Annotated in this window: 28 protein-coding genes; 19 read left to right on the top strand and 9 right to left on the bottom strand. The window is 59.3% G+C overall.

Translation table 11 applies throughout. The features are described from left to right. The first annotated feature begins 159 nt into the window (after nt 1-159). The 6 genes from IE087_RS07055 to IE087_RS07030 all read left to right on the top strand — a co-directional run bounded on the left by IE087_RS07055 (nt 160) and on the right by IE087_RS07030 (nt 6550). Nucleotides 160-1128, top strand: coding sequence for an XdhC family protein (locus tag IE087_RS07055; protein WP_189368601.1), 969 nt, complete (start codon nt 160-162; stop codon nt 1126-1128). Further along, nucleotides 1125-2117, top strand: a complete 993-nt coding sequence (locus tag IE087_RS07050; protein WP_189368600.1) for a molybdopterin-binding protein — start codon at nt 1125-1127, stop codon at nt 2115-2117. The genes IE087_RS07055 and IE087_RS07050 overlap by 4 nt, the downstream gene beginning before the upstream one ends. 117 nt (nt 2118-2234) lie before the next feature. Further along, entirely contained in the window at nt 2235-2720 is a 486-nt protein-coding gene (locus tag IE087_RS07045) for a (2Fe-2S)-binding protein (RefSeq protein WP_189368599.1), read from the top strand. Between the two features lie 90 nt (nt 2721-2810). Continuing rightward, the gene (locus IE087_RS07040; RefSeq protein ID WP_189368598.1) at nt 2811-5174 is read left to right on the top strand and encodes a xanthine dehydrogenase family protein molybdopterin-binding subunit; all 2364 of its coding nucleotides are present in this window, start codon (nt 2811-2813) and stop codon (nt 5172-5174) included. A 93-nt stretch (nt 5175-5267) separates the two neighbouring features. Then, entirely contained in the window at nt 5268-6059 is a 792-nt protein-coding gene (locus IE087_RS07035; RefSeq protein WP_189368597.1) for an FAD binding domain-containing protein, read from the top strand. A 236-nt stretch (nt 6060-6295) separates the two neighbouring features. Then, nucleotides 6296-6550, top strand: a complete 255-nt coding sequence (locus tag IE087_RS07030; RefSeq protein ID WP_189368596.1) for a hypothetical protein — start codon at nt 6296-6298, stop codon at nt 6548-6550. Here IE087_RS07030 and IE087_RS07025 read toward each other — a convergent pair. Further along, complete coding sequence (locus tag IE087_RS07025) at nt 6547-7296, bottom strand: SDR family NAD(P)-dependent oxidoreductase (RefSeq protein WP_189368595.1); 750 nt, start codon at nt 7294-7296, stop codon at nt 6547-6549. The two genes, IE087_RS07030 and IE087_RS07025, sit on opposite strands and share 4 nt — an antisense overlap. Before the next feature lie 209 nt (nt 7297-7505). Between IE087_RS07025 and IE087_RS07020 the strand changes: the two genes are divergently transcribed. Next, nucleotides 7506-7829 carry a hypothetical protein gene (locus IE087_RS07020; RefSeq protein WP_229801304.1) on the top strand — a complete coding sequence of 108 codons (324 nt, stop codon included), beginning with the start codon at nt 7506-7508 and terminating at the stop codon, nt 7827-7829. 198 nt (nt 7830-8027) lie between these two features. After that, nucleotides 8028-8333, top strand: a complete 306-nt coding sequence (locus IE087_RS07015; RefSeq protein ID WP_189368594.1) for a phasin family protein — start codon at nt 8028-8030, stop codon at nt 8331-8333. A 67-nt stretch (nt 8334-8400) separates the two neighbouring features. On the opposite strand, the gene infC is transcribed toward IE087_RS07015, so the two are convergent. Next, a complete protein-coding gene (infC, locus tag IE087_RS07010; RefSeq protein ID WP_229801303.1) occupies nt 8401-8973 on the bottom strand; it encodes a translation initiation factor IF-3 in 573 nt (190 codons plus the stop codon). Nucleotides 8974-9151: 178 nt separating this feature from the next. On the opposite strand from infC, the gene IE087_RS07005 reads away from it, so the two are divergent. Beyond that, entirely contained in the window at nt 9152-10084 is a 933-nt protein-coding gene (locus IE087_RS07005) for a translation initiation factor 3 (protein WP_189368593.1), read from the top strand. A 346-nt stretch (nt 10085-10430) separates the two neighbouring features. Here the strand turns inward: IE087_RS07005 and IE087_RS07000 are convergent, their stop codons facing one another. From IE087_RS07000 to IE087_RS06990, 3 genes are all read right to left on the bottom strand, one after another. Further along, nucleotides 10431-11708 (bottom strand): adenylate/guanylate cyclase domain-containing protein, encoded by a 1278-nt coding sequence (locus IE087_RS07000; RefSeq protein WP_189368592.1) that lies wholly within the window; start codon nt 11706-11708, stop codon nt 10431-10433. A 68-nt stretch (nt 11709-11776) separates the two neighbouring features. Then, on the bottom strand, nt 11777-12523 hold the full coding sequence (locus tag IE087_RS06995) for an EamA family transporter (RefSeq protein WP_189368591.1): 747 nt from the start codon (nt 12521-12523) through the stop codon (nt 11777-11779). Next, complete coding sequence (locus tag IE087_RS06990; RefSeq protein ID WP_189368590.1) at nt 12513-12701, bottom strand: EamA family transporter; 189 nt, start codon at nt 12699-12701, stop codon at nt 12513-12515. The genes IE087_RS06995 and IE087_RS06990 overlap by 11 nt, the downstream gene beginning before the upstream one ends. 97 nt (nt 12702-12798) lie before the next feature. Between IE087_RS06990 and IE087_RS06985 the strand changes: the two genes are divergently transcribed. The 3 genes from IE087_RS06985 to IE087_RS06975 all read left to right on the top strand — a co-directional run bounded on the left by IE087_RS06985 (nt 12799) and on the right by IE087_RS06975 (nt 15524). Then, on the top strand, nt 12799-13686 hold the full coding sequence (locus tag IE087_RS06985) for a LysR family transcriptional regulator (RefSeq protein ID WP_189368589.1): 888 nt from the start codon (nt 12799-12801) through the stop codon (nt 13684-13686). Nucleotides 13687-13776: 90 nt separating this feature from the next. Beyond that, the gene (locus tag IE087_RS06980; RefSeq protein WP_189368588.1) at nt 13777-14343 is read left to right on the top strand and encodes a nuclear transport factor 2 family protein; all 567 of its coding nucleotides are present in this window, start codon (nt 13777-13779) and stop codon (nt 14341-14343) included. Between the two features lie 47 nt (nt 14344-14390). Beyond that, complete coding sequence (locus IE087_RS06975) at nt 14391-15524, top strand: aldo/keto reductase (RefSeq protein ID WP_229801302.1); 1134 nt, start codon at nt 14391-14393, stop codon at nt 15522-15524. Nucleotides 15525-15679: 155 nt separating this feature from the next. On the opposite strand, the gene IE087_RS06970 is transcribed toward IE087_RS06975, so the two are convergent. Beyond that, nucleotides 15680-16543: a LuxR C-terminal-related transcriptional regulator gene (locus tag IE087_RS06970; protein ID WP_229801301.1), complete on the bottom strand. Its 864-nt coding sequence runs from the start codon at nt 16541-16543 to the stop codon at nt 15680-15682. 121 nt (nt 16544-16664) lie between these two features. Here IE087_RS06970 and IE087_RS06965 point away from each other — a divergent pair, with 121 nt between their 5' ends. From IE087_RS06965 to IE087_RS06935, 7 genes are read left to right on the top strand one after another with little or no spacing between them, the layout of a single operon-like run. Continuing rightward, on the top strand, nt 16665-17564 hold the full coding sequence (locus IE087_RS06965) for a beta-keto acid cleavage family enzyme (protein ID WP_189368585.1): 900 nt from the start codon (nt 16665-16667) through the stop codon (nt 17562-17564). Between the two features lie 36 nt (nt 17565-17600). Continuing rightward, entirely contained in the window at nt 17601-18608 is a 1008-nt protein-coding gene (gene dctP, locus IE087_RS06960) for a TRAP transporter substrate-binding protein DctP (RefSeq protein WP_189368584.1), read from the top strand. A gap of 56 nt (nt 18609-18664) precedes the next feature. Beyond that, on the top strand, nt 18665-19168 hold the full coding sequence (locus IE087_RS06955; RefSeq protein WP_189368583.1) for a TRAP transporter small permease subunit: 504 nt from the start codon (nt 18665-18667) through the stop codon (nt 19166-19168). Then, nucleotides 19168-20484, top strand: coding sequence for a TRAP transporter large permease (locus tag IE087_RS06950; protein WP_229801300.1), 1317 nt, complete (start codon nt 19168-19170; stop codon nt 20482-20484). Before IE087_RS06955 ends, IE087_RS06950 begins: the two co-directional genes overlap by 1 nt. Before the next feature lie 6 nt (nt 20485-20490). Next, on the top strand, nt 20491-22518 hold the full coding sequence (locus IE087_RS06945) for an alpha-ketoacid dehydrogenase subunit alpha/beta (protein WP_229801299.1): 2028 nt from the start codon (nt 20491-20493) through the stop codon (nt 22516-22518). A gap of 3 nt (nt 22519-22521) precedes the next feature. After that, a complete protein-coding gene (locus IE087_RS06940; RefSeq protein ID WP_189368582.1) occupies nt 22522-22926 on the top strand; it encodes a RidA family protein in 405 nt (134 codons plus the stop codon). Next, nucleotides 22923-23702, top strand: coding sequence for an HpcH/HpaI aldolase family protein (locus IE087_RS06935; protein WP_189368581.1), 780 nt, complete (start codon nt 22923-22925; stop codon nt 23700-23702). Before IE087_RS06940 ends, IE087_RS06935 begins: the two co-directional genes overlap by 4 nt. A 314-nt stretch (nt 23703-24016) precedes the next feature. Here the strand turns inward: IE087_RS06935 and IE087_RS06930 are convergent, their stop codons facing one another. Genes IE087_RS06930 through IE087_RS06920 form a run of 3 tightly spaced genes read right to left on the bottom strand, consistent with a single transcriptional unit; the run spans nt 24017 to nt 26666 of the window. After that, nucleotides 24017-24889 (bottom strand): isocitrate lyase/PEP mutase family protein, encoded by an 873-nt coding sequence (locus IE087_RS06930; protein WP_189368580.1) that lies wholly within the window; start codon nt 24887-24889, stop codon nt 24017-24019. 8 nt (nt 24890-24897) lie between these two features. Next, entirely contained in the window at nt 24898-26172 is a 1275-nt protein-coding gene (locus tag IE087_RS06925; RefSeq protein ID WP_189368579.1) for a TRAP transporter large permease, read from the bottom strand. After that, entirely contained in the window at nt 26169-26666 is a 498-nt protein-coding gene (locus IE087_RS06920) for a TRAP transporter small permease (protein ID WP_189368578.1), read from the bottom strand. Before IE087_RS06920 ends, IE087_RS06925 begins: the two co-directional genes overlap by 4 nt. Nucleotides 26667-26694 lie beyond the last annotated feature (28 nt).

Here is a 26694-nt window from a genome sequence, read left to right as displayed (position 1 = left end):
CTGGTCTCCGGCTGGTCTTGCATACGGATGTAGGCCGCAGGCGGGGAACGCGCAAGCATAAGCGCGCGCAACACCCTGTGCTTAAGTCAGGGTTGTGTTCCCGCAAAGTCACCGCATACGCTTTGCATGGGATGGAACCAGCAAAAATGGACGGATCAGATGTCGTCGGTTGAAACCGCGCCGGAACAGGCGCTGGAATGGATCAAAGCAGGCAAGGGGGCCGCCCTTGCCACCGTGATCGAAACCTGGGGCAGCGCGCCGCGCCGCGCAGGCGCCCAGATGGTCGTGTCGGGCGCTGGCGACATGATGGGCTCTGTCTCGGGTGGCTGCGTTGAAGGCGCTGTTGTGGTCGAGGCGATGGAAGCGCTCGAAGACGGCAATCCGCGCCTGCTTGAATACGGGGTCAGCGACGGCGACGCTTTTGCGGTCGGCCTTGCCTGTGGCGGCACGATCAAGATCCTCGTGGAACCTGTGGGCACTGCCATGCCAACCGACACGCTGGATGCGCTGGTCGCGGCGCGCGCGTCACGGCAGCGGGCGGCATATGTCGTCGACACTGAAAGCTGGGACAGACGGCTGGACCATGACGGTCATACAGCACGCTTTGCCAAGGACCGCACGGGGATGGAGGAAGATGGCAAAACCTTCGTCGCCATCCACAACCCGCCCTTGCGGCTGGCCATTGTCGGCGGTGTGCATATCGCGCAGGCGCTTGTGCCCATGGCAAAGCTTGCGGGCTACGATCCTTACATCATTGATCCGCGCGAAGCCTTCGGGTCCGCGGATCGTTTCCCCGGCGAACGTGTCATCAATGACTGGCCGGACGACGCGCTGGCCGAGATCGGCGTGGACGCCCGCACTGCGCTGGTTTTGCTGACCCATGACCCGAAACTGGACGATCCGGCGCTGCACATCGCGTTGAAGTCCGACGCGTTTTATGTGGGCGCGCTTGGCTCGACACGCACCCATGCCAAACGCGTGGCCCGGCTGGAAGAGGCAGGGTTCACCGCGGACCAGATCGCGCGGATCAAAGGGCCAATTGGTCTCGACATCGGTGCTGCCAGCCCGCCAGAGATCGCCGTGTCTATCCTGGCCCAGATGGTCGCAACGCTCAGGCAAGGCGTATGAAGTTCGGCCCAAGACCAGCAGCGGATGCGCTTGGCACAACGCTCGCCCACTCCTTGGCGGGGAACTCCCGTCGCGTGTCCAAGGGAACCGTGCTGACCGATGACGACATTGCAGAACTGACAGCAGCGGGCCACGATACGCTGACGGTCGCAGCGCTCGACCCGGGTGACATCGAAGAAAACGGCGCCGCCGAAGCTCTGGCCGCTGCCGTCGTGCCAACGCCCGAGGAACAGGGGCTGCGTATCAGTGCGGCCGGGGCAGGGCGCGTGAACCTTTACGCAACGGGCCCGGGTGTCGCCCTGCTGGATGTGGATCGGCTTTCGGGCATCAATGCGGTTGATCCCATGATCACCATCGCCACGGTGCCGCCATTCCATCGCGTCGATGCGCGCACCATGGTCGCCACGATCAAGATCATATCCTATGCCGTGTCGCAGCACGCGTTGGACAGGGCCACCGCGGATGCGGCCAATGCAATCCGTATCCTGAACCCGCAATACGCAACCGCAACGTTGATTGAAACGCAGGTTGGCAATGCCGAACCGTCGTCTAAAGGCCGCGCGGCGCTGACCGGCCGGCTCGACCGCCTTAATGTCTCGCTGACGCCTCGGGTGGTGGTGCCGCATCGCGACGCCCCGCTGGCCCAAGCCGTCGCAGACGCAGAGGGCGAAGTTGTTTTCATTCTCACGGCATCTGCCACTTCGGACACACAGGATGTCGCCCCTGCGGCGGTGCGCGAAGCGGGTGGGACCGTCACCGCCTATGGTATGCCCGTCGATCCGGGCAATCTGCTCTTTTTCGGAACGCACCAGAACAGGCCAGTGATCGGCCTGCCGGGATGCGCGCGCTCACCGGCCCTCAACGGCGCTGACTGGGTGCTGGAACGGTTGATCTGTGGTGTGGATCTGACCCCGCAGGACATCGCGCAGATGGGGGTTGGCGGCTTGCTCAAGGAAATCCCGACGCGCCCCAGACCCCGCGAAGGCTGACGCGCTAAGGCACTGCGCGATCTTGCGATTTCGCGGTTGCGGCGAAGATTTCTGTTCTCAACTGCCACGACCCATGCTTAACTTGATCCCAACAAGAACGCCAAAAGGGAGGATGCCATGGCACAGGTCTCGATGACCGTGAACGGAAAGGCTGCGTCTGGCGAGGTCGAGGGACGCACATTGCTGTCGTCTTTCCTGCGCGACCAGCTGATGCTGACAGGAACCCACGTGGGCTGCGACACGTCACAATGTGGCGCCTGCGTGGTGCATGTGGATGGGCAGGCCGTGAAATCCTGCACCATGCTCGCTGTTGAGGCCGAAGGGGCCGATGTGGCCACGATCGAAGGTCAGGCCAACGCGGACGGGTCGCTGAACGTGATCCAGCAGGCTTTTCAGGACCATCACGGCCTACAATGCGGTTTTTGCACACCCGGCATGGTGATGTCGGCGGCGGCCCTGCTCAAGGACAACCCGAAGCCGACCGAGACGGAAGTGCGGGAGTATCTTGAGGGCAACATCTGCCGCTGCACAGGCTACCACAACATCGTCAAAGCGATTATGGCGGCCAGTGGTCAGGACGTGTCGGCCATCGCCGCCGAATAGAACCAAATTCCGCAGCCCGGATATCCTTCCGGGCTGTCAGTCAGCAGGCGCGCGGGGAGGCGCGTCACGCCAACAGGGAGGAATAACAACATGCCAAAAGACGGAGGCATCGGCGCCAGCAGCAAGCGGCGCGAGGACGTGCGGTTCCTGACAGGGGCCGGGAATTACACCGACGACATCAACATCCGTGGGCAGGCCTATGTGCATTTCCTGCGCTCGGACATCGCGCATGGGACGATCAAAAGCATCGACACCGCTGCCGCTGCCGGGATGCCCGGTGTGGTGCGTATCTTTACCGGCTCGGATTTCGAGGGCGTGGGCGGTATGCCCTGCGGCTGGCAGGTCACAGACCGTCATGGCCAGCCAATGCAGGAGCCCGCACACCCGATCCTTGCACAGGGCAAGGTCCGGCACGTGGGCGAACCTGTCGCTGCCGTTGTGGCTGACACCGCCGAACAGGCCCGTGATGCCGCCGAAGCCATCGTGCTCGACATCGACGAACTGCCTGCAGTGGTTGATATGAAAGCCGCGCTCGAAAGCGGTGCCACCAAGGTACACGACGATCTCAACGACAACCTCTGCTACGACTGGGGCTTTGTCGAAGAGAACAAGGATGCCGTAAACAAGGCATTTGATGACGCGGCCCATGTGACCTCGCTTGAGCTGGTCAACAACCGCCTTGTCGCCAACCCGATGGAACCTCGCGTCGCCGTAGGTGACTATGCAAAAGGCACCGACGACAGCACGCTTTATACGACATCGCAAAACCCGCACGTGATCCGCCTGCTCATGGGCGCATTTGTCCTCGGCATCCCCGAGCACAAACTGCGCGTCGTGGCCCCTGATGTGGGCGGCGGCTTTGGCACCAAGATCTTCCACTACCAGGAAGAAGCGTTTTGCACCTTCGCCGCCAAGGCCTGCAACCGTCCGGTCAAATGGACATCCTCGCGCAGCGAGGCGTTCATCTCAGACGCCCATGGCCGCGACCACGTGACCAAGATCGAACTGGCGCTGGACAAGGACAACAACTTCACCGCGATCCGGACCGAAACGCACGCCAATATGGGCGCGTACCTATCCACTTTCGCGCCATCCGTGCCCACATGGCTGCACGGCACGCTGATGGCGGGGAACTACAAGACCCCGCTGATCTACGTGAACGTCAAAGCCGTCTTTACCAACACGGTGCCGGTCGATGCCTATCGCGGCGCAGGCCGCCCCGAGGCGACGTTCCAGCTTGAACGTGTCGTGGACAAGGCTGCGCGCGAATTGGGCGTCGATCCTATCGCCTTGCGCCGCCAGAACTTCATTACGGAGTTCCCATATGCCACGCCAGTCGCCGTCGAATACGACACCGGCGACTATCACGGCACCATGGACAAGCTCGAAGAGATGGGCGACTTCGCCGGATTCGCGGCCCGCCGTGCGGAAAGCGAAAAGAACGGCAAGCTGCGCGGTCTCGGTGTGAACTGCTACATTGAGGCCTGCGGCATCGCGCCGTCGAACCTCGTGGGGCAACTAGGGGCACGCGCTGGGCTTTATGAAAGTGCCACCGTCCGCGTGAATGCCACAGGCGGTCTTGTTGTGATGACCGGCTCTCACAGTCACGGGCAGGGGCACGAGACCTCCTTTGCCCAAGTGGTGGCCGAGATGATCGGCATCGACGAGTCGATGGTCGAGATCGTGCATGGCGACACCGCCAACACGCCGATGGGCATGGGCACCTATGGCTCCCGCTCCATCGCAGTGGGCGGCTCGGCCATGGTCCGTGCGACCGAGAAGATCATCAACAAGGCCAAGAAGATCGCGTCCCACCTGCTCGAAGCCTCCGAGGCCGATATCGAGCTGAAGGACGGTGCGTTCTCCGTCGCGGGCACTGACAAGTCGGTGGCTTGGGGCGATGTGACCCTTGCTGCTTACGTGCCGCACAATTACCCGCTTGAGGATATCGAGCCGGGGCTTGAGGAAACGGCCTTCTACGATCCGGCAAACTTCACATATCCTTCAGGGGCTTATGCCTGTGAAGTTGAAGTGGATCCGGACACCGGCAAGGTGAGCATCGAACGGTTCGCCGCCGCCGATGATTTCGGCAACATCATCAACCCGATGATTGTGACCGGTCAGGTCCATGGCGGCATAGCGCAGGGGATTGGTCAGGCGCTGCTTGAAAACTGTGCCTATGACGAAAACGGCCAGCTTCTGAGCGCGTCCTACATGGATTATGCCATGCCACGGGCGGACGATCTGCCGATGTTCGCGGTGGATCACTCCAGCCAGACACCCTGTACGCACAACCCGTTGGGCGTGAAGGGCTGTGGCGAGGCCGGGGCCATCGGGTCACCGCCCGCGGTGGTCAATGCCGTGGTAGATGCGCTGCAATCGGCAGGCAAGGATGTGACCCACATCGACATGCCGCTGTCACCCGACCGGGTTTGGACAGCAATGAACGGCTGAATGGAAAGTAAGGGACCGGGGGCCAGCCCCCGGACCCCCGAAGTTTATCTGGCAAGATGAAGAAGCGCATCCTGCCAACAGAAAGGACCAAAGATGTACAACTTTGACGTCGTAAAACCGACCCGGATCGCAGATGCTGTTAAGGAGTTGTCGGATAGCACAGAAAGCCAGCCGCTTGGGGGCGGTCAAACCCTGATCCCGACACTGAAACAGCGTCTGGCAAGCCCGGACAAGCTGGTGAGCCTGTCGGGCATCGACGAGATGCGTGGTATTTGCACCGGAGAAGACGGATCAATCTGTGTGGGTGGCGCGACCAACCACGCCACGGTCGCGGCAGAGGCTGGAGGTTACCCGGCGCTCGCGGCCACAGCGGCCCATATCGGTGATCCCGCCGTGCGCAATCGCGGCACCATCGGTGGCAGCCTTGCCAACAACGACCCCTCGGCCTGCTATCCGGCGGCTGCATTGGGCTCGGGCGCCACGATCAAGACCAACACGCGTGAGATCGCTGCGGACGACTACTTCCAGGGCATGTTTGCCACGGCGCTGGACGAGGGCGAGATCATCACAGAGGTCCGCTTTCCTGTGCCGGAGAAAGCGAATTACCAGAAGTTCGTGCAACCCGCTTCGCGCTTTGCGCTCGTGGGCGTGTTCGTCTCCAAATACGCGGACGGTGTGCGCGTGGCGATCACCGGAGCCAGCAACGATGGTGTATTCCGCTGGACCGAGGCCGAGGCGGCGCTGTCGTCCAACTTCTCGGCGGATGCCATTGATGGGTTGAGCCTGTCCGGCGACGACATGATCAGCGACCTGCACGGCACGGGTGAGTATCGCGCGCATCTGTGCGCTGTGATGACCAAGCGGGCGGTTGCGGCGGCGGCGTGAATTGCGCTTCTACTCAACTATGGAAGGGCTGCCTTTTGGCGGCCCTTTTGATGTGTGGATTGCCAAGCATAGCACAGAATACTGAGCTTCCCCGTGCGGACATCGTTTCTTGTGTTCGAGCCGTTGACGGTCTCGAAGACATTATGCGGAATAAGATGCAGAGCCATTGTCTCGTCATAGCTGGAAATATATGCGAAGCACCTGCGAGCGGTCCAATTCTTGAGTGCCTCGCGCACATGACGCGCGACATGAACACGTTCGTTGCTCAAGCTCTTCCACATTTGCCCGATGTCATTGAAGGGGTGGGTTTCCGGCCGAGTTTCTATCTCCGGACCCTGGACAGGTTGCAAAATCCGGATGACGCCACCGAAAGATGTGCGCACCAACATAGCAAGGCATTCGACCAAACTCTCTGCTCTAGTATTGCAGCGTTTGCGCGGCTGAGCGACGTGTTCACCGCCGCCAGATATGCGAATGTCACGTTGCCCTAGATCGAACCCGATTCGACCATGAAGTTGTTGGCCGTACACATGGCAGCATCGTCCGAGGCCAGCCACAGCACCATCCGTGCCACGTAGACAGGGTCGATAAGGTCGGGCAGGCATTGGCGCGCACGATGCGCCTCAAGCGCCTCGGGGGTCGCCCACAACTCCTTTTGCCGGTCCGTCATGATCCAGCCGGGTACAACCGTGTTCACCCGAATGCGGTGGTCGCCCAGATCGCGTGCCATGGTGCGGGTCAACCCGTGCACGGCAGCCTTGGCCGTGGTGTAAGCAGGGAACCCGCCGCCGGCTTCCCACCAGGAATTTGAGCCGAGGTTGATGATCGACCCGCCACCGACCTCGATCATGCCGGGGGCGACGGCTTGGATGGCAAAGAACATGTGGCGCAGGTTGGTCTGCATCCTTTCGTCCCAATACTCGGGCGTCACGTCTTGCCAGTTGTGCCGATCATCACGTGCCGCGTTGTTGACCAGAACCGCAAAGGGGCCAACCTGTCTGGCCAGATCCGCGATTGCTTCCCGCGTGGCTGCAATGTCGCGCAAGTCGCACAAGGCGTGGATAGCACCGGTCGCTTCCGTCACTTCCGCCGCGCCATCCGCATCCCGGTCTAGAAACGCAACCTTTGCCCCTTGCTCGGCAAAGGCTTCGACCGTCAACCGACCAATGCCGGATGCACCACCAGTGACAAGGACAGGTACGCCTTCAAGGCTCGGGTAGCGGGCAAAATCAGGCATGGTTTCTGGCTCCGTTGGTGACGGCCCCTTGTCGAATGCACCCCGGGCAAGGTCAAGGCCGCGTCTGGGAGCACTCACATGCAGGCCGTCACAAGTTCGATAGGGCGACACAGATTAGGTCAGGTAAAACTGAGGGATTCGTGTTATGATAGTGTCGCTGCATATTGAGCAGTGATTTGAAAAACTATTTTATTCAAGGAGTTACTATTATGGCTGTCGAATTTCGCCAACTGACGATCCATTTCGATCCTACCCGCGGGCGCAAACAGCGGGAATCCCAGACCGTCACCTTTGGATCCACGGTGCAAAAGGCCGAAGCGATGCTGAAAGGCTTTCGCCTGCGGTATAACAACGGTGATCACCACGTACTAGAGCAGGAGGTTGATCTGGATATCACCCGCATATCGGGCAATGCCGTGACTGTGGCGGCAGATTTCCTTCTGCGCGATGGCTCAGGCAACATTGACGACCCGTTCAGTGGCTTTGTTCAGGCCGTTGTGGTCGCCGATACGGCGGCAAATCCACAAACCTGATCCTGTCGCAGCATGAGGCCAACGGAAGTTGGCCTCTTTTTTCGGCAATGGGCCGCGTGCGGGCGTCATTATTGATGGTGATCAAGGTACATGGGCACCACCCGTGTTAGCATAATCCCGCCAAAGGGAGGATTGCGCACGATGCAATGTACAGACAAACACCCGAAGGAAACAAAACAACCCACCGTGACGGACGCAATGTCACAATGGCAGGCAGCGGGCCTTGGCGCGCTCAATTGGTTCGGGGTCTCTTCCATCGAACGGATGAGCGACATGGGCGCTGAATGGATGACCTTCGTTGCCGAACGGGTGCGCGAGGACGTTGCCTTGCAGCACTCGTTGCTCCATGCCAAGACACCTGCCGAGGTGCAGGAGGTGCAACTGGCCTTTTTACAAAAGGCGATTGATCAGTACACGGCGGAAACCGGCAAGATGATCGAGTTGAGTTCGAAACTGTTCGAACCCTCTGCAGATAAAGAAACGAATGACAATGTGAACGTCTAGGCAGTCAGACATCAAAAAAGGGCGCCTCGAAAGCGACGCCCTTTAGACTCCCAGTCGGAACTGGTCGTTACTTCTGCGGCAGCGGCCCGATCATCATGACCATCTGGCGGCCTTCCATCTTGGGAAAGTTCTCCACCTTGCCGATCTCCTTGGTGTCTTCGGCCACGCGTTCCAACAGCTCTCTTCCAAGGTTCTGGTGGGCCATCTCGCGCCCGCGGAACCGTAGGGTAACCTTCACCTTGTCGCCGTTCTCAAGGAACTTGAAGACGTTGCGCATTTTCACGTCGTAATCATTGGTGTCGGTGTTGGGGCGAAACTTCACCTCTTTCACCTCGATGATTTTCTGTTTCTTGCGGGCCTCGGCTTCGCGCTTTTGCGTCTCGTACTTGAACTTGCCGAAATCCATGATCTTGCACACGGGCGGATTGGCGTTTGGCGAGATTTCAACCAAATCCAACCCGGCATCGTCAGCCATGTCCATGGCGCGGGCAGGGGTGACAACACCGACATTTTCGCCGTCGGCGCCAATCAGGCGGATTTCATTAGCACGGATCTTGTCGTTGACGCGCGGGCCGGTGTCTCTCTGTGGCGGCGCGTTGTGGGGTCTGCGAGCGATGGTGGTCGTCCTTTGATCGTTCAAAAAATCTGAGGCCAGAACGTACCCTTTGGCCGGGTTTTCTACAACCCTCAGAATCGGCCATCCTGCGCCGAAATCAGGAATTTTCCCCCTTGCACCTTTTCACCGGCCTGCGCATCTGACACCCGGAACCAAAGACACGGTCACAGGGGGTGACCGCGAGGCAATGAAGGAGAGGACAATGAGGAATCTCATTTGGATTATCGTGGCGGTCGTGATCGCGGGCGGGGCATACCTGCTCTATTCCGGTCAGACCCCGCAAGAGGTGGCCACGCAAGCCGCGGATGCCGTGAACGCTCCCGAAGCGCTGGAAAGCGCAAGCGATGCGGTTGGCGATGCGGTTGAGGCGACAGAAAGCGCTGCGGGCGAGGCGGTGGATGCGGCAACCGATGCGGGCGAAGCTGTGGCCGAAGGTGCAGAGGCCGCAGTGGATACCGTGGCCGATACCGCAACAGAAGCTGCCGAAGGTGTGGCAGATGCGGCGACCGACGCGGTGGAAGGTGCGCAGTCACTGGTAGAAGACACGGCGGATGCGGCAGCAGATGCTGTGGAGGCCGCCACCGAAGCAGCCGGCGACGCCGTGGATGCTGCGACAGACACGGCCTCAGACGCGGCAACCGCTGTGACCGATGCTGCAACAGATGCCGCTGAAGCGGCCACCGATACGGCGACAGAAGCAGTGGATGCTGCAACGGAAACCGCGACAGAGGCAGCGGATGCTGCAACCGATGTTGCAACAGACGCCGTTGACACGGCCACAGACACGGCAACGGATGTTGTGGAAGGTGCAACCGAGGCTGCAGAAACGGCCACGGATGCAGCAACTGACACCACAGAGGCGGCGACCGACGCTGCCGAAGACGCAGCAAGCGACGCCAGCGCCGTTGCGGAAGACGCGACAACCGATGCCGCGGCAGCGACAGATGGCGGTATCGCAGATTTGCTGACAACCGATGGCTTCGATTTCGACAAAGTCGCGGAAATGATCGACAGTTCCGAAGCACTGAGCGTCGTGCAGAAAACCACTCTCAAAGCCGGGATCGAGCAAGCGCAAAACAACCCCGAAGTGCTGCAGGGCCTGCTGGATCAGTTGAAATCTGCTATGGGTCTCTGATCTGTCCTATCGCTCAATGACAGAGCCGCGCCCTGATCAAACAGGGCGCGGTTTTTTTGTGCTATGGGTCGTGTTCAGTGGGTCGAAACTGCGTCCAATGGCCCTTCGACGTATGTTCGTGGTCGTCAAAACACTGGCCACAACAGCTTCGGCGGTGCGCGGCATAGAAACGCGGAAAAAACTGGCCGGGATGAGAACCGGGCCACCAATCAAACAACTCACATTGAAAACGGGGCCAAAGGCCGCTTCGACCCCACAACAAACAATGCTGACGCGCCTATGCATGTCCGATCTGGTGATGAGAACACGAGCTTGTGCTCTGCGAAAATGCGGAAGACCAATAGCCTTATTCAGGTTCCAGAGATGCTGACGTGGCGTAGGCTTCCTGTGTCAATTGATCGGCAAGAACCTGGACGCCCATGGTCTTACATTGGCTTTCCAGACGTGCAGCAAGGTTTACGGCATCCCCGTCGACCGTGAAAGACTTACGCTCGGAAGAGCCGATCGTTCCTGTCACCAAGTCACCGCTGGCGATGCCGATCCGGATCGTGAAGTCATGCTTTGGGGCCGTTTGCAGCAAAGCGCGCGCCGTGCGTATAGCCGCGCCCGCTGGGTCTGCAACGCCAACGGGCGCATTGAATTTGACCAGAAAGCCATCGCCCAAATAGGACATTACGATTCCGCCGTGATCGGAAACGACATCTGTCGCGTCACCCAAAAAAGCGTCAAGTTTGCCGATGACGTATTCGGGCGGGTGTGCGGCGGAGAATTTCGTGAACCCTTCGATGTCCATGACCAGTGCTGTGCCGACTGCGCGTTGCGGGCGCAGCGGGCCATCGTTGGCCATCAGTTCTTGCGCGACTTCAGCGGGTAGATATTTGCCGAACAGTGTGGCTACACGTTCCCGAGCGCTGCGTTCGCGGTGCCATTCCAGGTCAGAGGCAACTTGCGCAAAGAACACTCCACGCGCGCGGTAGACAGCAACCGCCAGGGCGAGGGCAGCAAACGTAAGCATAGCGGTTTCCTCAATCCGGTTGCCACGCCCGATGAAGTCGATGGACAGGAACACCTGCTCATAGTCACCGCGCGTCGCGTTTGGCGGGATGTCCGCCCAGGACAGCGTCCGCTCCATTCCCGACACCACCCACAGGAACGCCCCCCACCAACCCACCACGCACATTGCACCCGTCCATATGACCAGCCGCCAAGACAGGGTCAGGCAGCAAATCGCGACCATCGGGAAGAGGTAGTAGATGCCATAGGCGCGGAAGGCGACGATCTGGGGTACTTCGTCTGAACGGCTGATCGGGATCAACACAAAGAACGCGCAGATCGACAGCGTGTCCAGGGCATAGACTGCGTATTTGATCCATCGGCGGTCAAAGCGGGTCCCGATAACTGCCAGATGCGCCACCCCGACGGCTGTGAAGAGCAGCAGAACGACGATGGCGGGAAGCCGAGGCTCGAAATCAGAGAAGAGGAAAGGCGCGCCGACGTACCAAGCAAACGCAAGGCCTGTCACGAGGGTGCGACAGCCGATCGCCAGGCGCAGACCTTTTTGTTCCGCCCGGATCAGACGAGCTGCTGATTCTTTGGCGAATTGATCTGTGTCGGTTGGTGTCATCGTGTGTCTCTGTTTGGTCTGTGTTCCAATGCCTCGGTGTGTCGCATTGGCCCGCATGTGCCAGATGTTCAGGAGTGACCCGCGGCTGTTTGCGCTGGCGACCACCTTTTGCCGGGCACGTGGCCGACGCTCACGACGAACCCGACGACGATGATCAATGCCCCCAATATCTCTGCCGTCTTGGGGAGTGTGCCGAACAGAGCGCTCGCGATGCCAAGGGCTACAACCGGTGTGAAGACAGGCAGCAGTGCCGCAACATGGGCCGGTAGCGTGCGCACGGCCCCGATAAGGGCGACGACACTGAGGATCCCGCCGACAAGCCCCTGCATGACGACTTGCAATGCAAGCACAGATGGGGGTGCCGTCAGCAGTGTTTCGGAGGCTGTCACGCCCAACAAAGGCACTGCGATGATGGCTGATCCGCTGGCGACCGTCAGTGTTCCCTGGATCATCGGGATTTGCCACAGGCGCAGCAGAACGGTGTAGCCGCCCCACATTGTGCCTGCCAGAACGAACATCGCCGTACCTTTCACCCAGTTTGCCCCAAGCCCACCAAGGTCGAGGCCGACCAGCGTGGCGAGGCCTGCAAACATGATCGCGACCCCCGTCAGGCGGTAGGAACAGATGCGTTCCTGCAAAAGAAGTTGGCCGAGGATGGTTCCGGTGACGAACACGGCAACGGGGGCAAAAAGCAATCCATGCGACAAAGGAGCATGCACATATCCGCTGACGGCGAACAGCCCGAATGCCGGGCCGCCAAGAAGCACAAGCACCGACAGGCGGCGGAATGGAATGTCGAAAGTCTTACCGCGCATGTGCAGGAGGATGAGAAAGGGGCAGAACGGCCAGCCCTGACACGACAAAACGCAGGAAGGCGAGCGCATGTGGAGACAGACCCGTATCGATGCCGTGTTTGGCGGCGACATTGTATCCCGACCAACACAAGACCGTCACGAGGCCAAGCAGTGATCCGGCGTGGCGTTTCACCATCATTCTCGCCTCCATCATCAGTTGGGACAAGAATTGCGTTTGATAGGCATATCCGCCAATACTAGTTTTGGCGTGTATCAATAGCAAAAAGATATAGATCATGGAGCTACGGCATCTACGTTACTTTGTGGCCGTCGCTGATTACGGCGGGATCACCCATGCGGCAGAGCGGCTGAACATTGCTCAACCTGCAGTCTCCCGTCAGATCCGTGATCTTGAGGCGGAGTTGGGGGTAGAGCTGCTTGTCCGTGAAGGGCGTCGCGTCATTTTGAGCGACGCAGGGCGCGCCTTTGCGATCCGGGCGCGTGCCGTGCTTGCCGCGTCAAGTGACGCAGCGGACGAGGCGCGTCGCATCAGCAGGGGTGAAGCGGGGCACTTGCGGATTGGCTTGCTGGAAAGTGCGTCGTGGTCGGGTCATTTGCCGCTGGCATTGAACCGTTTTGCCCGTACCTACCCGGATGTGCGCATGGAGGTCGTGCCCATGGGGTCCGTCGAACAGATCGATGCTGTGCTGGCGGAGGAACTGGACGCGGGATTTGTCTACCGGCAGGAAAACCTCGTAGTGGACGCCTTGTCGATCCTGCCGCTGCGCGTGGACAGTGTGATGCTTGCGGCTTCCGCCGATCTCGATTTTGGAAAAGAAGGTGCGCTGGACCTTGATGACATTGACGGGCTGCCCATTGTTTCGTTCCCGCGTGCGGTCGCGCCCGCCTATCACGATGCGCTGCACGCTGCACTTGCTGGTATCGGGTTTGATCCTGTCATCGTGCAGGAGGCCGAAAACGAAACGACCATGCTGAGCCTCGTATCGGCAGGGGTTGGCTGCGCCTTTGTTAATTCGGCCAATACGCACCGCCCGCCGCGGCAAGTGCGGTTTCATAAAGTCAAAGGGTTGTCGGTGCCCATCGAGTTTCTGTTCGTGACACGAAACAGCGTCCAGGGGCTGACCAAAAGGCTTCGCACGATCGTAGAAGAAGTTGATGCCTGATAGATATCATTTTTATACCTTTATAGAATTTTTTACTATGTGAGGCTTACGTCAGATTGGTCCCATCACACGAACTGATGGAGACATACAATGAAACGCACACTCGTCGCTCCCTTACTTGCCACAGTTCTGGCAACGCCTATGCCAGTTTCTGCCGAAGTCGCGCAGACAGCGGGAACACCGATTACGATTGAGACGATCGTCTCGCAAACCGAGATGATCCGCATTGCGGATGCCCTCGATGCAGCCGTCGATGCCAAGGACTGGGCGCTGGCGCGCTCGTTTTTTGCCGACACGATTGATGTCGATTTTACTTCATTGGTGGGGGGTGAACCGGCCTCGATCCCCGCGGATGTCTTGATCTCTGGTTGGTCCGCTAACCTCACGGCCGAGAAGGAATCCTTTCATCTCCGCGGCAATCATCGCGTGACATTTGAAAGCGACGGGTCAGCCACGATGTTGTCCCACGGCTATGCTTGGAACCGGATGGAGAGGGCGGCGTTGCCTGAGAATGGAGGCAACACCCTTTGGGAAGTCTGGGGCACTTATGTGCATGGATTTGTCGAGACAGAAGCAGGTTGGAAGGTTGATGCCATGACCTTCACTGCCACGGCCGAGCGCGGCAACGCATTTGTGCGCAATACGCCCGGCAGCTGAACTGCAACCGAAATCCCTCCCAAACCATGACTCCGAGGAGACATCCAATGTCCAAATCGATCAATCCGACCCGCCGCTCCATTTTGACCGCAGCGGCCGCTGCACTTGCCGTTGGTAGTCTGTCGCCAACCCGTACCGTCGCACAGGCCATGGGATCTGTGACCGTGCCACAAGGGCGACGTATGCTGGGCGCGCTGGAGGTGTCCGCAATTGGGCTTGGCGTGCAAAACCACAGCCGGACATTCCACACGACCATTCCGAACCGCGCCGAGATGCACAATATCATCCGCACAGCAGTGGACAGGGGGGTCACTTTTATCGACACGGCCGAGGTCTATGGTCCGCATGAGTCGGAGCGCATTCTTGGCGAAGTCGCAGGACCGATCCGTGACCAGATCCAAATTGCGACCAAGTTCGGCTTTAACGTTGACCTTGAAACCGGCCAATGGGCCCCCGGTCTGATCAGCGATCCGTCCCACATCAAACAAGCTGTCGAGGGCTCGTTGCGCCGACTGCGCACGGACCGGATCGACCTTCTTTATCAGCACCGCGTCGATCCGACGGTGCCAATTGAAGACGTGGCAGGCGCTGTGCGCGACCTGATGGACGAAGGCAAGGTGCTGCACTGGGGCCTGTCCGAGATGGGACCGAACACATTACGCCGCGCCCATGCGGAACTGCCCGTGGCCGCCGTGCAGAATGAGTATTCGATGCTGTGGCGTGGGCCGGAAGACGGGTTGCTGGACCTCTGCGATGAAATGGGTATTGGATTTGTTCCGTTCAGCCCTTTGGGTTACGGCTTCCTGACTGGTGCCATCGACATGGCCACCAGCTTCGCCCCCGGTGACTTCCGCGCAAACACAACGCGCATGCATCCCGAGAACCGCGCGGCCAATATGGCGCTGGTCGAACTGGTAAAGGCCTGGGGTGAACGGAAGAGCGCGGCGCCCGGACAAATCGCCTTGGCATGGCTGATGGCACAAGGACAGTCGATTGTCCCCATTCCCGGTACAACACAGATGCCACATCTGTTGGAGAACATCGCGTCTATAGATCTCAGGTTCAGTTCGGCTGAGCAGGCTGAATTGAATGGCCAGGTTGCCGCCATAGAAGTACAGGGCGCCCGGATGCCAGCGATGGTCGCTGAATGGTCAAACGTCGAGGCACCCGTGCGGAACTGAAGAGCGAAACAGAAATGATCCGAGCGGATGCCAATGCTTGTTGGGTCTTGGCATCCGCTTTTTTATGTCTGCACAGGCTTCGACTGTGGTGGAACGGTTCGAATTTGGTTTCGCCTTCGGTTGGCGCAACATGGATCGGGCAGAGCACTGCCAATTCAGTCGAACTTGAGGCGTGCTGCTTCTGTTCGGTTTCTGACGCCGAGACGCTTGAGAACGGCGCTGACATGCAGCTTTACGGTCCCTTCGGAGATCGCCAAATTCGCCGCAATTTCGCGATTTGAGGCCCCGTTTCGGACCATTTCGAGGATTTCCCTTTGTCGCTTCGTCAGGTTTGATTTCGTAGGTGTACTTTCATCGGTTTCTTTTGGATTACCTGACGATACTAGGCCCCGCGTGGCAAGAAGCGCTTTCTCGAAGTTTGCAAAACAGTCGGTGAGTTCGGCAACGCGGGTATCGACCATGGCTGTGTCTTGCCTGTCGACCGCCGCAACGGCTGCAACAGCGTCACGAAGTGCGTTCAAAGGGGGGGCGAGATCTTTCGCAGCGATGTAGTTGAAACGACCTTCTGCAACCTCGCTGCGGCGTGCTTCTGACAAGGCACGTTCCAACGCGCCGAGGGCCTCGCGGCGGTCTGTTACGTCCAGTGCCACGCCATCCCAAATCACGGTGCCGTCTTGCTGCCGTCGGGGCTTGCCCAGTGACCGTACCCAGCGGTACCCGCCGCCAGATGATTCGACCCGCACTTCGGTATCCAGTGGGGTCAGATCTTGCGCTGACCGTTCAAGCTCGGCCACAAACCTTTCGCGGTCTTCCGGATGCACCCAGGCATGGTCCACTTCTTTGGCCTGCATCAGCTGCGATGGGTTTAACCCAAACGAGCTTTCGACGCCTGAACTTACGTAAATATAACGGTATTTTCCGTCCGGCGTGCGCATGCGCTGCATGGTGTGGCCAGGGAAAGTATCAGCCAAAAGATCGGCAACATCGGGTCGCGGGATAGGGGTGTCTGCATCTGTCATTGTATTACTTAAGTAATATATATTTCGCATCAATACAAGAAATATATAACTTTTTCTATCACCTTGGGGCAAAAAGATATATATCCAATCCCAATCCGGAAAACCGGTACGGGAGGACAATTTGGATAAGATCATCATCGAAGCCCGTGTAAACGAGCTTGCTACTCGTCGCGAAAATCCGCATGTGCCGTTCCTGCCCGTCGAGATTATTGCCGACGCCAAGGCCTGTTATGATGAAGGCGCATCGGTATTCCATTATCACGGCCGCACCGCCGAAGGTGAGCCGGAGCACGCGCCCGAATTCTATCTGGAAACCAATGCCGGTATCCGCGCCCAGTCCGATATCCTGATCCACCCCACGTTGGGGTATGTCGCCAATGACACCGATGCGATGGGCCGCTTCGCGGCCATTGAAGAGATGATGAAAGCGCCCGAAACAGCCCCGGATTTCGCGCCGATGGACACGGGCAGCGTCAATGTCGATTGGTGGAACCCGGATGACGGGAGATACGACACGACCGAGCTGATTTACAAAAATTCGACTGGCACGCTGATGCATTTCGCCGAACGGATCAAACATCACGGTCTGAAACCCTATCTTGTCAGCTGGAACGTCAGCTTTACCCGCCAGATCGAACAATTTCTGAAGATGGGGGTGCTGAGCGACCCGGCCTATATCTGCTTTTGCATGACTGACGAGATCATCTTTGCCGGCCATCCCGGAACGGTCGCGGGGCTGGATGCCCATACTGCTTTTTTGCCCGAAGGATTCCGCTGTGTCTGGACGGTCGTGAACTACAAGGGCGATCTTTTTGAATTGACTGAAAAGATCATTCGCGAAGGTGGGCATATCTCAATCGGGCTGGGTGATTACGCCTATAGGGACGGTGCACGGCACATGACCAATGCCGAGGTGATCGCAAAGGTCGCCGCGCAGGCCCGCGCTATGGGCCGGGAGCCGGCAACCGTGACCGAAACCCGCGCCATCCTGGACATGCCCAAAGTCAAAATTGCGGCCTGAAGGCCGTTTTCAGAATAGACCAACGGGAGGATATTCATGAAACTGACCAAACTTCTGGCCGGAGCTGCCGCGTTGGCCTTGATGGCAGGCGCGGTCAGCGCCGAGACCTTCAAGATGCAGACATTCTTGGGCGCCAATGCTTCGACCACCAAGGCGTTCGAAGGGATGGCTGCGCAACTGGCTGAAGACACGGATGGTGCCATCCAGATCGAGGTGTTGCCGGGCCGCGCCGTTGTGGGCGCGGCCGAAACCATTGAAGCGATCCGAAACGGCCTGCTGGATGGGCAGTACACCGCTCCAACCTATTTCGCAGGTAAGGATCCGGCGATGGGCGTTCTGGGTGACACGATCGGCGCGTATCCAGACAGTGAAACCCGCGACCGCTGGTTCACCGAAGGCGGCGGGCTGGAACTGGCACGCGCGCTTTATGACAAATACGACCTACACATGATCTGCCCAGTCTATTGGCCGTCGGAACAGATCCCGTCCAAGGTTGAGATCAACGGTGTGGCAGACCTGGAGGGGCTCAAAATGCGCGCCCCGGGTGGCCTTGCCTCGGACTTGCTGAGCCGGGCAGGGGCGTCCCTTGTAACCATGGGTGTGGGTGAAAGTGTCACGGCGATGGAAACCGGTGTGCTGGATGCCACGGACCTTGCCAATGTGGCGTTGAACGTGGCCTTGGGCATGCACAATCAGGCGAAGTACTCGGTGCTCGCGCGGCACTCCATGGCAACCACGGAAATGAGCGTTTCCAAAGCCAAATGGGATGGTCTTTCGGCAGAAAACCAAGCCAAGTTCGAGGCAGCTTGCTACGCCATGTCCGAAGGTCTCAAAACCACGCTCAGCGATGAAGACGCCGCCGCCGAGGCGCAGGCCAAGGATGAAATGGGCGTGACCTTCCTTGTCTTCGGGGATGACGATGCCGCCGCCTTCCGGGGATTGACCAAAGAGGTCTGGGCAGACTGGGGTGCCAAAAGCCCAGATGCGCAAGCGATTGTGGACAGTCACACCGCATTCTTGTCTTCTCTCGGGCTGTCCAATTGAACGCAGTCGAGCGGGTCGTGCCAAGCCACGGCCCGCAAATGCCCTGGATGTGAGACATGCTTGATCGACTTGCTATTTGGCTGGGCCGGACCACCGCGTGGTGCTTTGCCGCCATTGTCCTGATCATGGTCTATGAGGTGGTGGCTCGGTACGCGTTCAACGCGCCCACGACCTGGGCGCATGAAACCTCGATCCTGCTGGCCAGTTTCGGGTTCATCTTTGGAGGGGCCTTTTGCATGGCAGAAGGCACGCATATGCGCATCACCCTCCTGGTTGAACAGCGGCCCCGGTTTGCGCGGTTCTCGGATGCGTTATCGCTGATTGCCGGGATCATTTATCTGGGCGGTTTGTCCTACGCGGCGTGGCGCATGGCCGAACGGGCGATCTGGCGGTTTTCGCTGAACGGCGCATGGGATCCGGAACGGTCTGGCAGCACGCTGAATTCACCATTGCCGTCTTACCTTAAGGCACTGCTCTTTCTGGGGTCCGCGCTATTTCTGTTGCTGGTCCTGAAACAGGCAGCAGCCCTTCTTCAGCGGCGAAGCCGGAGTGTCGACTAGTGGATATCGGCACCGTCACCTTCCTGATCATAGGGACCATGGCAACGTTGCTGATCCTGGGCGTGCCGCTCGCGTTCGTGTCGGGCGCGATTGCCGTTGTTCTTGCGGTCAGCCAGTTTGGTCTGAACGCGCTGTTCATCGTGGGGTCGCGTACGGTCGATTTTTTGGACAGTTTCGCCCTGATCGCCGTGCCCATGTTCGTGCTGATGGCGTCAATAATGGAACGCTCCGGCGTGGCAAAGGATCTCTATCACGCCTTCCACGTCTGGGCGGGATCGGTGCGCGGCGGGATCGGTGTTGTGACAACTGGCGTTGCGGTGCTTTTGGGAGCCACGACGGGCATCATCGGGGGCGAGATCGTGCTGCTCGGCCTGATCGCCTTACCGCAAATGCTCAAGCTGAGTTACGATCGCAAGCTGGCCATCGGCACGATCACGGCTGGTGGGTCGTTGGGCACGATGATCCCGCCTTCGATCATTCTGATTTTCTATGGGCTGACAGCGGAGGTCTCGATCTCACACCTCTTTCTCGCCACGCTGGTGCCGGGACTGATGCTGGCAAGCTTTTATGTCGCCTATATCCTGATCCGCTGCGGGTTGAATCCCGATCTTGGCCCACCCTTGCCGCCGGAAGAACGCGATATGCCACTTTTGGAAAAACTTTCGCTTTTCAAAGGTGTGGCCCTGCCCATGGCCGTTGCAGGTGGCGTGCTGGTGTCGATTTATGCGGGCTTTGCCTCCATCACCGAAAGCGCGGCTCTTGGCGCGTTTGGGGCCGCCATCGCTGCATGGGTTCGCAATGAATTCAGCTTTGCCATGCTCAACGATGTATTGATTCAGGCGCTCAGAACCTGTGGCATGGTTTTCTGGCTGGTCTTCGGCACCAATGCGCTGATCGGGGTCTATAACCTTATGGGCGGGATCACGTTCGCCTCGAACATGCTGGCGGGCGTCAGTCAGGAGCCGGCGATCATTCTGGCCGTAATGATCGGCGTGTTTGTCCTTCTGGGCTTCTTCATCGACTGGATTGGCATCCTGTTTCTGACGATGCCGATCTTTCTGCCGGTGCTGACCCAGCTGGGATATGACCCGATCTGGTTTGGCATCGTCTTTAACCTCTCGATGCAGATCGCCTATCTGACGCCGCCTTTTGGGCCCGCCTGCTTCTATTTGAAAGGCGCGGCGGGGAACACGTTGGAACTGTCTGAAATTTTCGCGGCGCAGTGGCCCTTTATCGGGCTGCAGATTCTGGCGCTGATCATCGTTGTGATGTGGCCGGGCTTGTCGTTGTGGCTGCCGCAATTGGTTTACGGGTAACCGACCATGGGACGTGTGCACATTCTGGATACCGTGTCACAAACCCCGCCGGGCAACCGGATGGGGCCGGACGAGCTGCGCGCAGCGCTCACCATGATGCTGCGCATCCGCCGGTTCGAGACGCGTGCGAAAGAGATGTTCCTGAAAGGCGTGATCAAGGGCACTGCTCATTCCAGCGTGGGGCAGGAGGCAATCGCTGCTGGAGCCTGTGCAACCCTTGGACCTGACGATTTCGTGCTGACCCATCATCGGGGTCACGGGCATACGATCGCCAAAGGCTCCGATATCCGGTTGATGTTCGCCGAGCTGATGGGCCGTGCGCCAGGCTATTGTGCAGGCTTGGGCGGGTCGATGCATATTGCTGATTTCGATCGGAACATCCTTGGGGCAAACGGTATCGTGGGCGCAGGCATGGGGCTGGGCACCGGGGCAGCACTGGCTGAACAGTTGAACGACACTGGCAATATCGGCATTACGTTTTTCGGCGACGGCGCAGCCAATGAGGGGATATTTCACGAGGCGCTGAACCTCGCCTCCGTGTGGAACTTACCCCTGATTTTCTTCTGTGAAAACAATCAATACGGCCTGACCACCGCAACCGAAACCGTCACCGCAGGCCCCAATATCGCCGCACGGGGCGACGCCTACGGCGTTCCAAACGAGCGCGTCGATGGCAACGATGTAGCAGCAGTGTTCGAGGTGGTCGAACGTGCCGCTTTGCGCGCCCGCGCGGGCGATGGGCCAACACTGATCGAGGCGCTGACCTACCGCTGGGATGATCATTCCATGCGCGCCAACCTGCCGTCTTACCGCTCGGAAGAAGAGGAAGATGAATGGAAAACCCGCGACCCGATCACGCGCTTGCGGGATCGGCTGGCCGATGCAGGCGCGCTTGAGACCAAAGGTTATGACACGCTCGTGTCCGAGGTTGAGGAAGAGATCGAGGCCGCCATTGATTGGGCACAACAGCAGGCCGAACCAGATATGGACCTTGCCATGGCCAATGTCCTGCCGCCCGCGCAACTGAACTATGCGGAACCAGAACCAGGCGCCCGCTGCATTACCTACCGCAAGGCGATCACCGAAGCCTTCGCGCTGGAGATGGAGGCGGACGAAAACGTCATTATCCTGGGAGAAGACGTGGGTGCCACCGGTGGTATCTTTGGCCTGACCCCCGGGCTTTACGACCGCTTCGGCGCCGACCGGGTGCGCGACACGCCGATCTCCGAAGGGGCGATATCCACCTGTGGGGTGGGGGCTGCGATGCGCGGCAAGCGCGTGGTTGTCGAAGCGCAGCTTTGGGATTTCGTCACGCTGATGATGGATGCCATCGTCAATCAGGCGGCCAAGGCGCGGTTTATGTTAGGCGGCAAGGCAAAGGTGCCTATCGTTTTTCGTGGGCCGCAAGGCGCAGGCATTCGGCTGGCTGCACAGCATTGCCAATCGCTCGAGATGTTCTTTGCCAATGTGCCGGGTCTGCAGGTCTATGCACCCTCCACCGCTTATGATGCCAAGGGGCTCATGGCCTCGGCCATCGCCAATGACGGCCCGGTCGTCTTTCTGGAGCACAAGTTGCTCTATCTGGGGGCAGAGCAGCCGGTGCCCGAAGCCCGCTACCTGATTGAACCCGGCCGTGCGCGCGTCGTCCGCACCGGTACCGATTGCACCGTCGTCGCCACGCTTGCGATGGTCGAACGGGCGTTGCAAGCCGCCGAGCGGCTGGAACGTGACGGCCTCAGTGTCGAAGTGATCGACCCCCGTACGATCAAACCGCTGGATATCGACACGATCTGCGAGAGCGTGAAGAAAACGAACCGCGCCGTTATCGTCCATGAGGCTCCTCTTTTCGGCGGGTTCGGCGGGGAAATCACCGCCGCCATTCAGGAACAGGCCTTCGACTGGCTCGACGCGCCGGTTACCCGGATTGGGGCGCCCGAGATGCCGGTGCCCTACAACGACCGGCTTGAGCGGGAATACATGCCCGACGCCCGCCGCATCGCTGAAGCAATCAAATCCGTCTGTTACAGGAGTTGAAGCATGACCAAGCGCAAAGTCATCATCCCCAAAGGGATGGAGAACATCTATGACACCTATCATTATGCACCTGCCATAAAGGTCGGTGATGCACTCTATCTGTCGGGGCAGGTGGGACGCGACGAAAACCTCAACGTCGTTGAAGGCACCGAAGCGCAGTACGTACAGGCCTTTGAGAATGTCAGAAAAGTGCTGGAGGCCGCAGGCGCCAGCTTCGACGATGTGGTCGAGCTCGAGACCTGGTTTGCCGATAGTATGGCCGATCTGAAAATCTTTCTTGAGGTCAAGGATCGTTACTTCACCAAGCGTTACCCCACCTGGACGGGGTTTGCCGTCAAAGGATTCTCCATGCCCGGCATATTGGTCGAAATCAAATGCAAGGCCGTCCTTGGGCTGTCTGACGCATGACCCGCGATCTGAAATCTCTGCTGGCCTCGGAGGCCACGGTTCTGGGCACATGGACCCAGATCGCCGCGCCGGAAATGGTGGACCTGATTGGTCTCAACGGGTTCCAGTTTACGATCATCGATTGCCAACACGGGCCTTTCGGGATCGAGACCGCTGAAAACCTCGCTCGCGCGGCGGATGCCAACAATATCGCTGTTGCGTTGCGCGTGTCACGCAACGATCCGGTTGAGATCATGAAAGCCCTCGATGCCGGGATCCGTCACGTTGTGGTGCCGAACATGGAAACGGCTGAAGAGGCCGCGCAGGCCGTGGCAGCCACACGGTTCGGGCCCGCCGGGTTGCGCGGCGCGTGCCCATGTTGCCGGTCAGGCGGGCATTTTATCCGCAATTGGCAGGACTACGTCCTGGCCGAAGAAGCGCGCACCGGGGCGATTGCCCTTGTGGAAACCGCAAATGGCCATCGCAACATCAACGCCATTTGCGCAACCGAAGGTCTGGTGGCGCTTATGGTTGGCCCGTTTGATTTATCAGTTTCCATGGGCTTTGGCGGAGATTGGCGCAACGATACGGTCTCGCAAGCCGTGTCCGACATCGTGACCGCGGCGCAAGCGGCAGGGCTTCCGGTTATGATGCCCGTGTTCGCCCCTGATCCCGACGAATGCCGTGCACTGATCAACAAATGGACGGCGCGGGGGCTGTCTTCATTTGTCATTGGGTCCGACAAGATCATCGTTGCCGAAGCGTTCGCGCAATGGTCCTCAACATTGGCAAAGTGAGCGAAGCACGACTGCGATCAGGCAAGCATTGAACCATTGCCTTCCAAGATCGAAGCCAATTCCAAGTTTCATCGGGCGCCGTTCCCGACGACATTGCTGCCCACTTCATGACATTGCGTCGCAACACATCGGCCATGTTGCATCCGTATGAAACCGCAATGTTTCGGTCAGCCAACGCGCTATTGGTCTGGTTGCCATCAAGGACGGTTACTTCCGGCAGATCGTGAATTCACCATCGTCGCATACATTGAGCATGTCGGTTATGGGCCGCCTTTGCCATTGCGTCAAACCAAGCCTGACAGGGCCTCCACATACTACCGTCTCGAAGACGCGTAGTGTTCGGAAGCGGCGTAGTAGTCATCGAACCCAATCCGCCTACGCAAGTCGGCAAAGTCCATCTGGGCCGGACGTTCGTCATCACGCATGGCACGCAGGGTTGTGACCATCGCCTGCATTGCGGCGGCCATCAGCGACAGTGGATAGGCGGCAATGCTGTAGCCGATGTCGTGCAAGACAGCATTCGGCAGATCCGGGGTCTCGCCGCCCTCGACGATGTTGGCCATTTTCGGACCCGGGAGGGAGGTACAGACCTCGCGCATTTCCTGTTCGGACCTCGGGGCCTCTACAAACAGGATATCCGCGCCAAGATCAGCGAATGTGGCGGCGCGCTCGATCGCCTCGCCAAGGCCATGTTCATGGCGGGCATCCGTCCGGGCGAGGATCAGGATATCACTGCCTTGGGCGCGCAGCGCGTCGCGTTCATCCACCGCCGCACGCACCCGGTCAAAGGCCTCGTCGCGCGCCACCACAGCCTTGCCTGGTGTGTGTCCGCAGCGTTTGGGTGCCAGTTGATCTTCGATCATGATCGCTGCTGCCCCGGCCTTGGCAAAGCCCGCCACGGTGCGCCGCACATTCATGGCGTTGCCGTATCCGGTGTCCCCGTCACCGATCAACGGAATGGTCGTCGCATCGGTGATGTTGCGCACTTGATCGACAACCTCGCCGTAGCTCATCAGGCCCAGATCAGGGGCGCCGATGCGGCTGGCCGACGCGGCAAAGCCAGACATGAAAGTCAGTGCATAGCCTTCCTGCGCGATCAGCTTTGCCGACAGCGCGTCAAAACAGCAGGGCATGATGTGGCATGTATCCTGCGTAAGCAGGTGGCGCAGGGTTTCGGTTGGGGTCATGGGGCTGGCTACCATTTAAAGGGGATGTATAGGGCGAGGTCCGGCAGGACATATAGCAACACGACCGTGCAAAGCATCAGGGCCAGAAACGGCCACACGCCCCTTGCCACGTTCGAAAGGCTGGTTCGAGCGACCGATTGAATGACGTAGAGGTTCAAACCAACGGGCGGCGTGATCAGTGCGCATTCCACCATGATGACCATGTAGATCCCGAACCAGATCGGATCGAAGCCCATCCCGAGGGCCGCAGGCAACAGTACCGGCGTCATGATGAGGATCATCGAGAGTGCCTCGAACACCAGTCCCATCAGCAAGAGCACAACGGACACCACGAGAATGAACATGATCGGCCCGTCGATGGTTTGCGTCAGGAAGGCGGAGATGTCCTGAGGGATGCGGTAGAGCGCGATGGCTTTGCCAAAGACCTTGGCACCCGCCACGATCAGCAGGATCGCCGCGGTGGTGATGGCGGACTCGCGCACCGCCTCCCACAATGTCGCCCAGGTCAATGTGCGCAGCCAGAAGGTCACGATGAACAGGGCCGCCGCCGACCCGACCGCTGCGGCCTCTGTCGGGGTAAAAGCACCTGAATAGAGACCGATGATCACCAAAGCGGCGAGGGACACCGAAGGCAGAGCACGCTTGGAGGCGTCTATCCGTTCAGACATACTGGCCTTGGGCACATTTTCAAAGTTGTCCGACAGCTTCGCATGCAGCATCGCAAACAGGATGAAGAGCATGACCAGCACAAGCCCCGGTCCGATGCCAGCGAGAAACAGCGCGAGAACCGATTGTTCGGTGACGAAGCCGTAAACGATCATCGGGATTGAGGGCGGAATCAGAATGCCCAGCGTGCCGCCAGCAGCTAGCAACCCGTAGACAAAGCGCTTTTCATAGCCACGGTTGATCATCTCGGGGATCGCCACCGTTCCGATGGTGGCGGCCGTCGCCACTGACGACCCGGAAATCGCAGCAAACAGACCACAACTGATGATGGTTGCCACAGCAAGGCCGCCGGGCCAGTGCCCGACCCAGGCTTGAACGGCGGCAAAGAGATCGCGCCCGACGCCGCCTTTCAACAGCAGATTTGACATCAGCAGGAACAGCGGCACTGCAAGCAGGATGAAACCGTCCAAAGTGGACAGGATGGATTGCGGTGCCATCAGCGGAGAAAAACCGCCCAACAGCAACATACCCAGCCCCATGCCTCCCAGCGCAAAGGCCACCGGCACGCCCAGAAGCAGCAAGGCAAAAAGGCAGGCGAGGATCAGAACGATGGTCATTCGTGCGTTGTTCCGAGCTGGGTCGCGTCAGAACCTCGCAACCGAATGAGTTCGACAACGCCCTGCAGTGCCAGCAGTCCGAAACCGACGGGCACAGATGCCTCTGCGATCCACACTGGCAGGTTCAGAAGCGAGCCCGTTGTGCGACCGCGAACGAAACTGTCAAAAAAGATGTCGAACCCCCAGAAGGCGACAATTGCCGAAAAGACGACGACGATTGCCAGCGCTACAGAAGCGCAAACCTTTTGGGCCATAGGCGGCAGGAGGGTCGTGATCGCATTCACGGTGATATGCCGCCGCAGGGTCAACAGGTACGCCATGGCCAGCAAGCAGCCCCAGATCAGGCAAAGCTGGCTCAGCTCCGCAGCCCAGATCGTGGGGCGGATGAAGAAATAGCGCGCGATGACCTCGTAGGTCAGCATGACGCCGGTCGCCGCCAGCATGATCGCCCCAAGGGCGCAGGCCGCTTGTGACAATGATGTTATGGCCTTCATGTCGCAGGCAAACAGGCGGCCCGAAGGT

The sequence above is a fragment of the Tateyamaria omphalii genome, assembly GCF_014651375.1.
In the GTDB taxonomy this organism is placed as follows: domain Bacteria; phylum Pseudomonadota; class Alphaproteobacteria; order Rhodobacterales; family Rhodobacteraceae; genus Tateyamaria; species Tateyamaria omphalii.
This window is presented reverse-complemented; position numbering and strand designations above follow the sequence as displayed.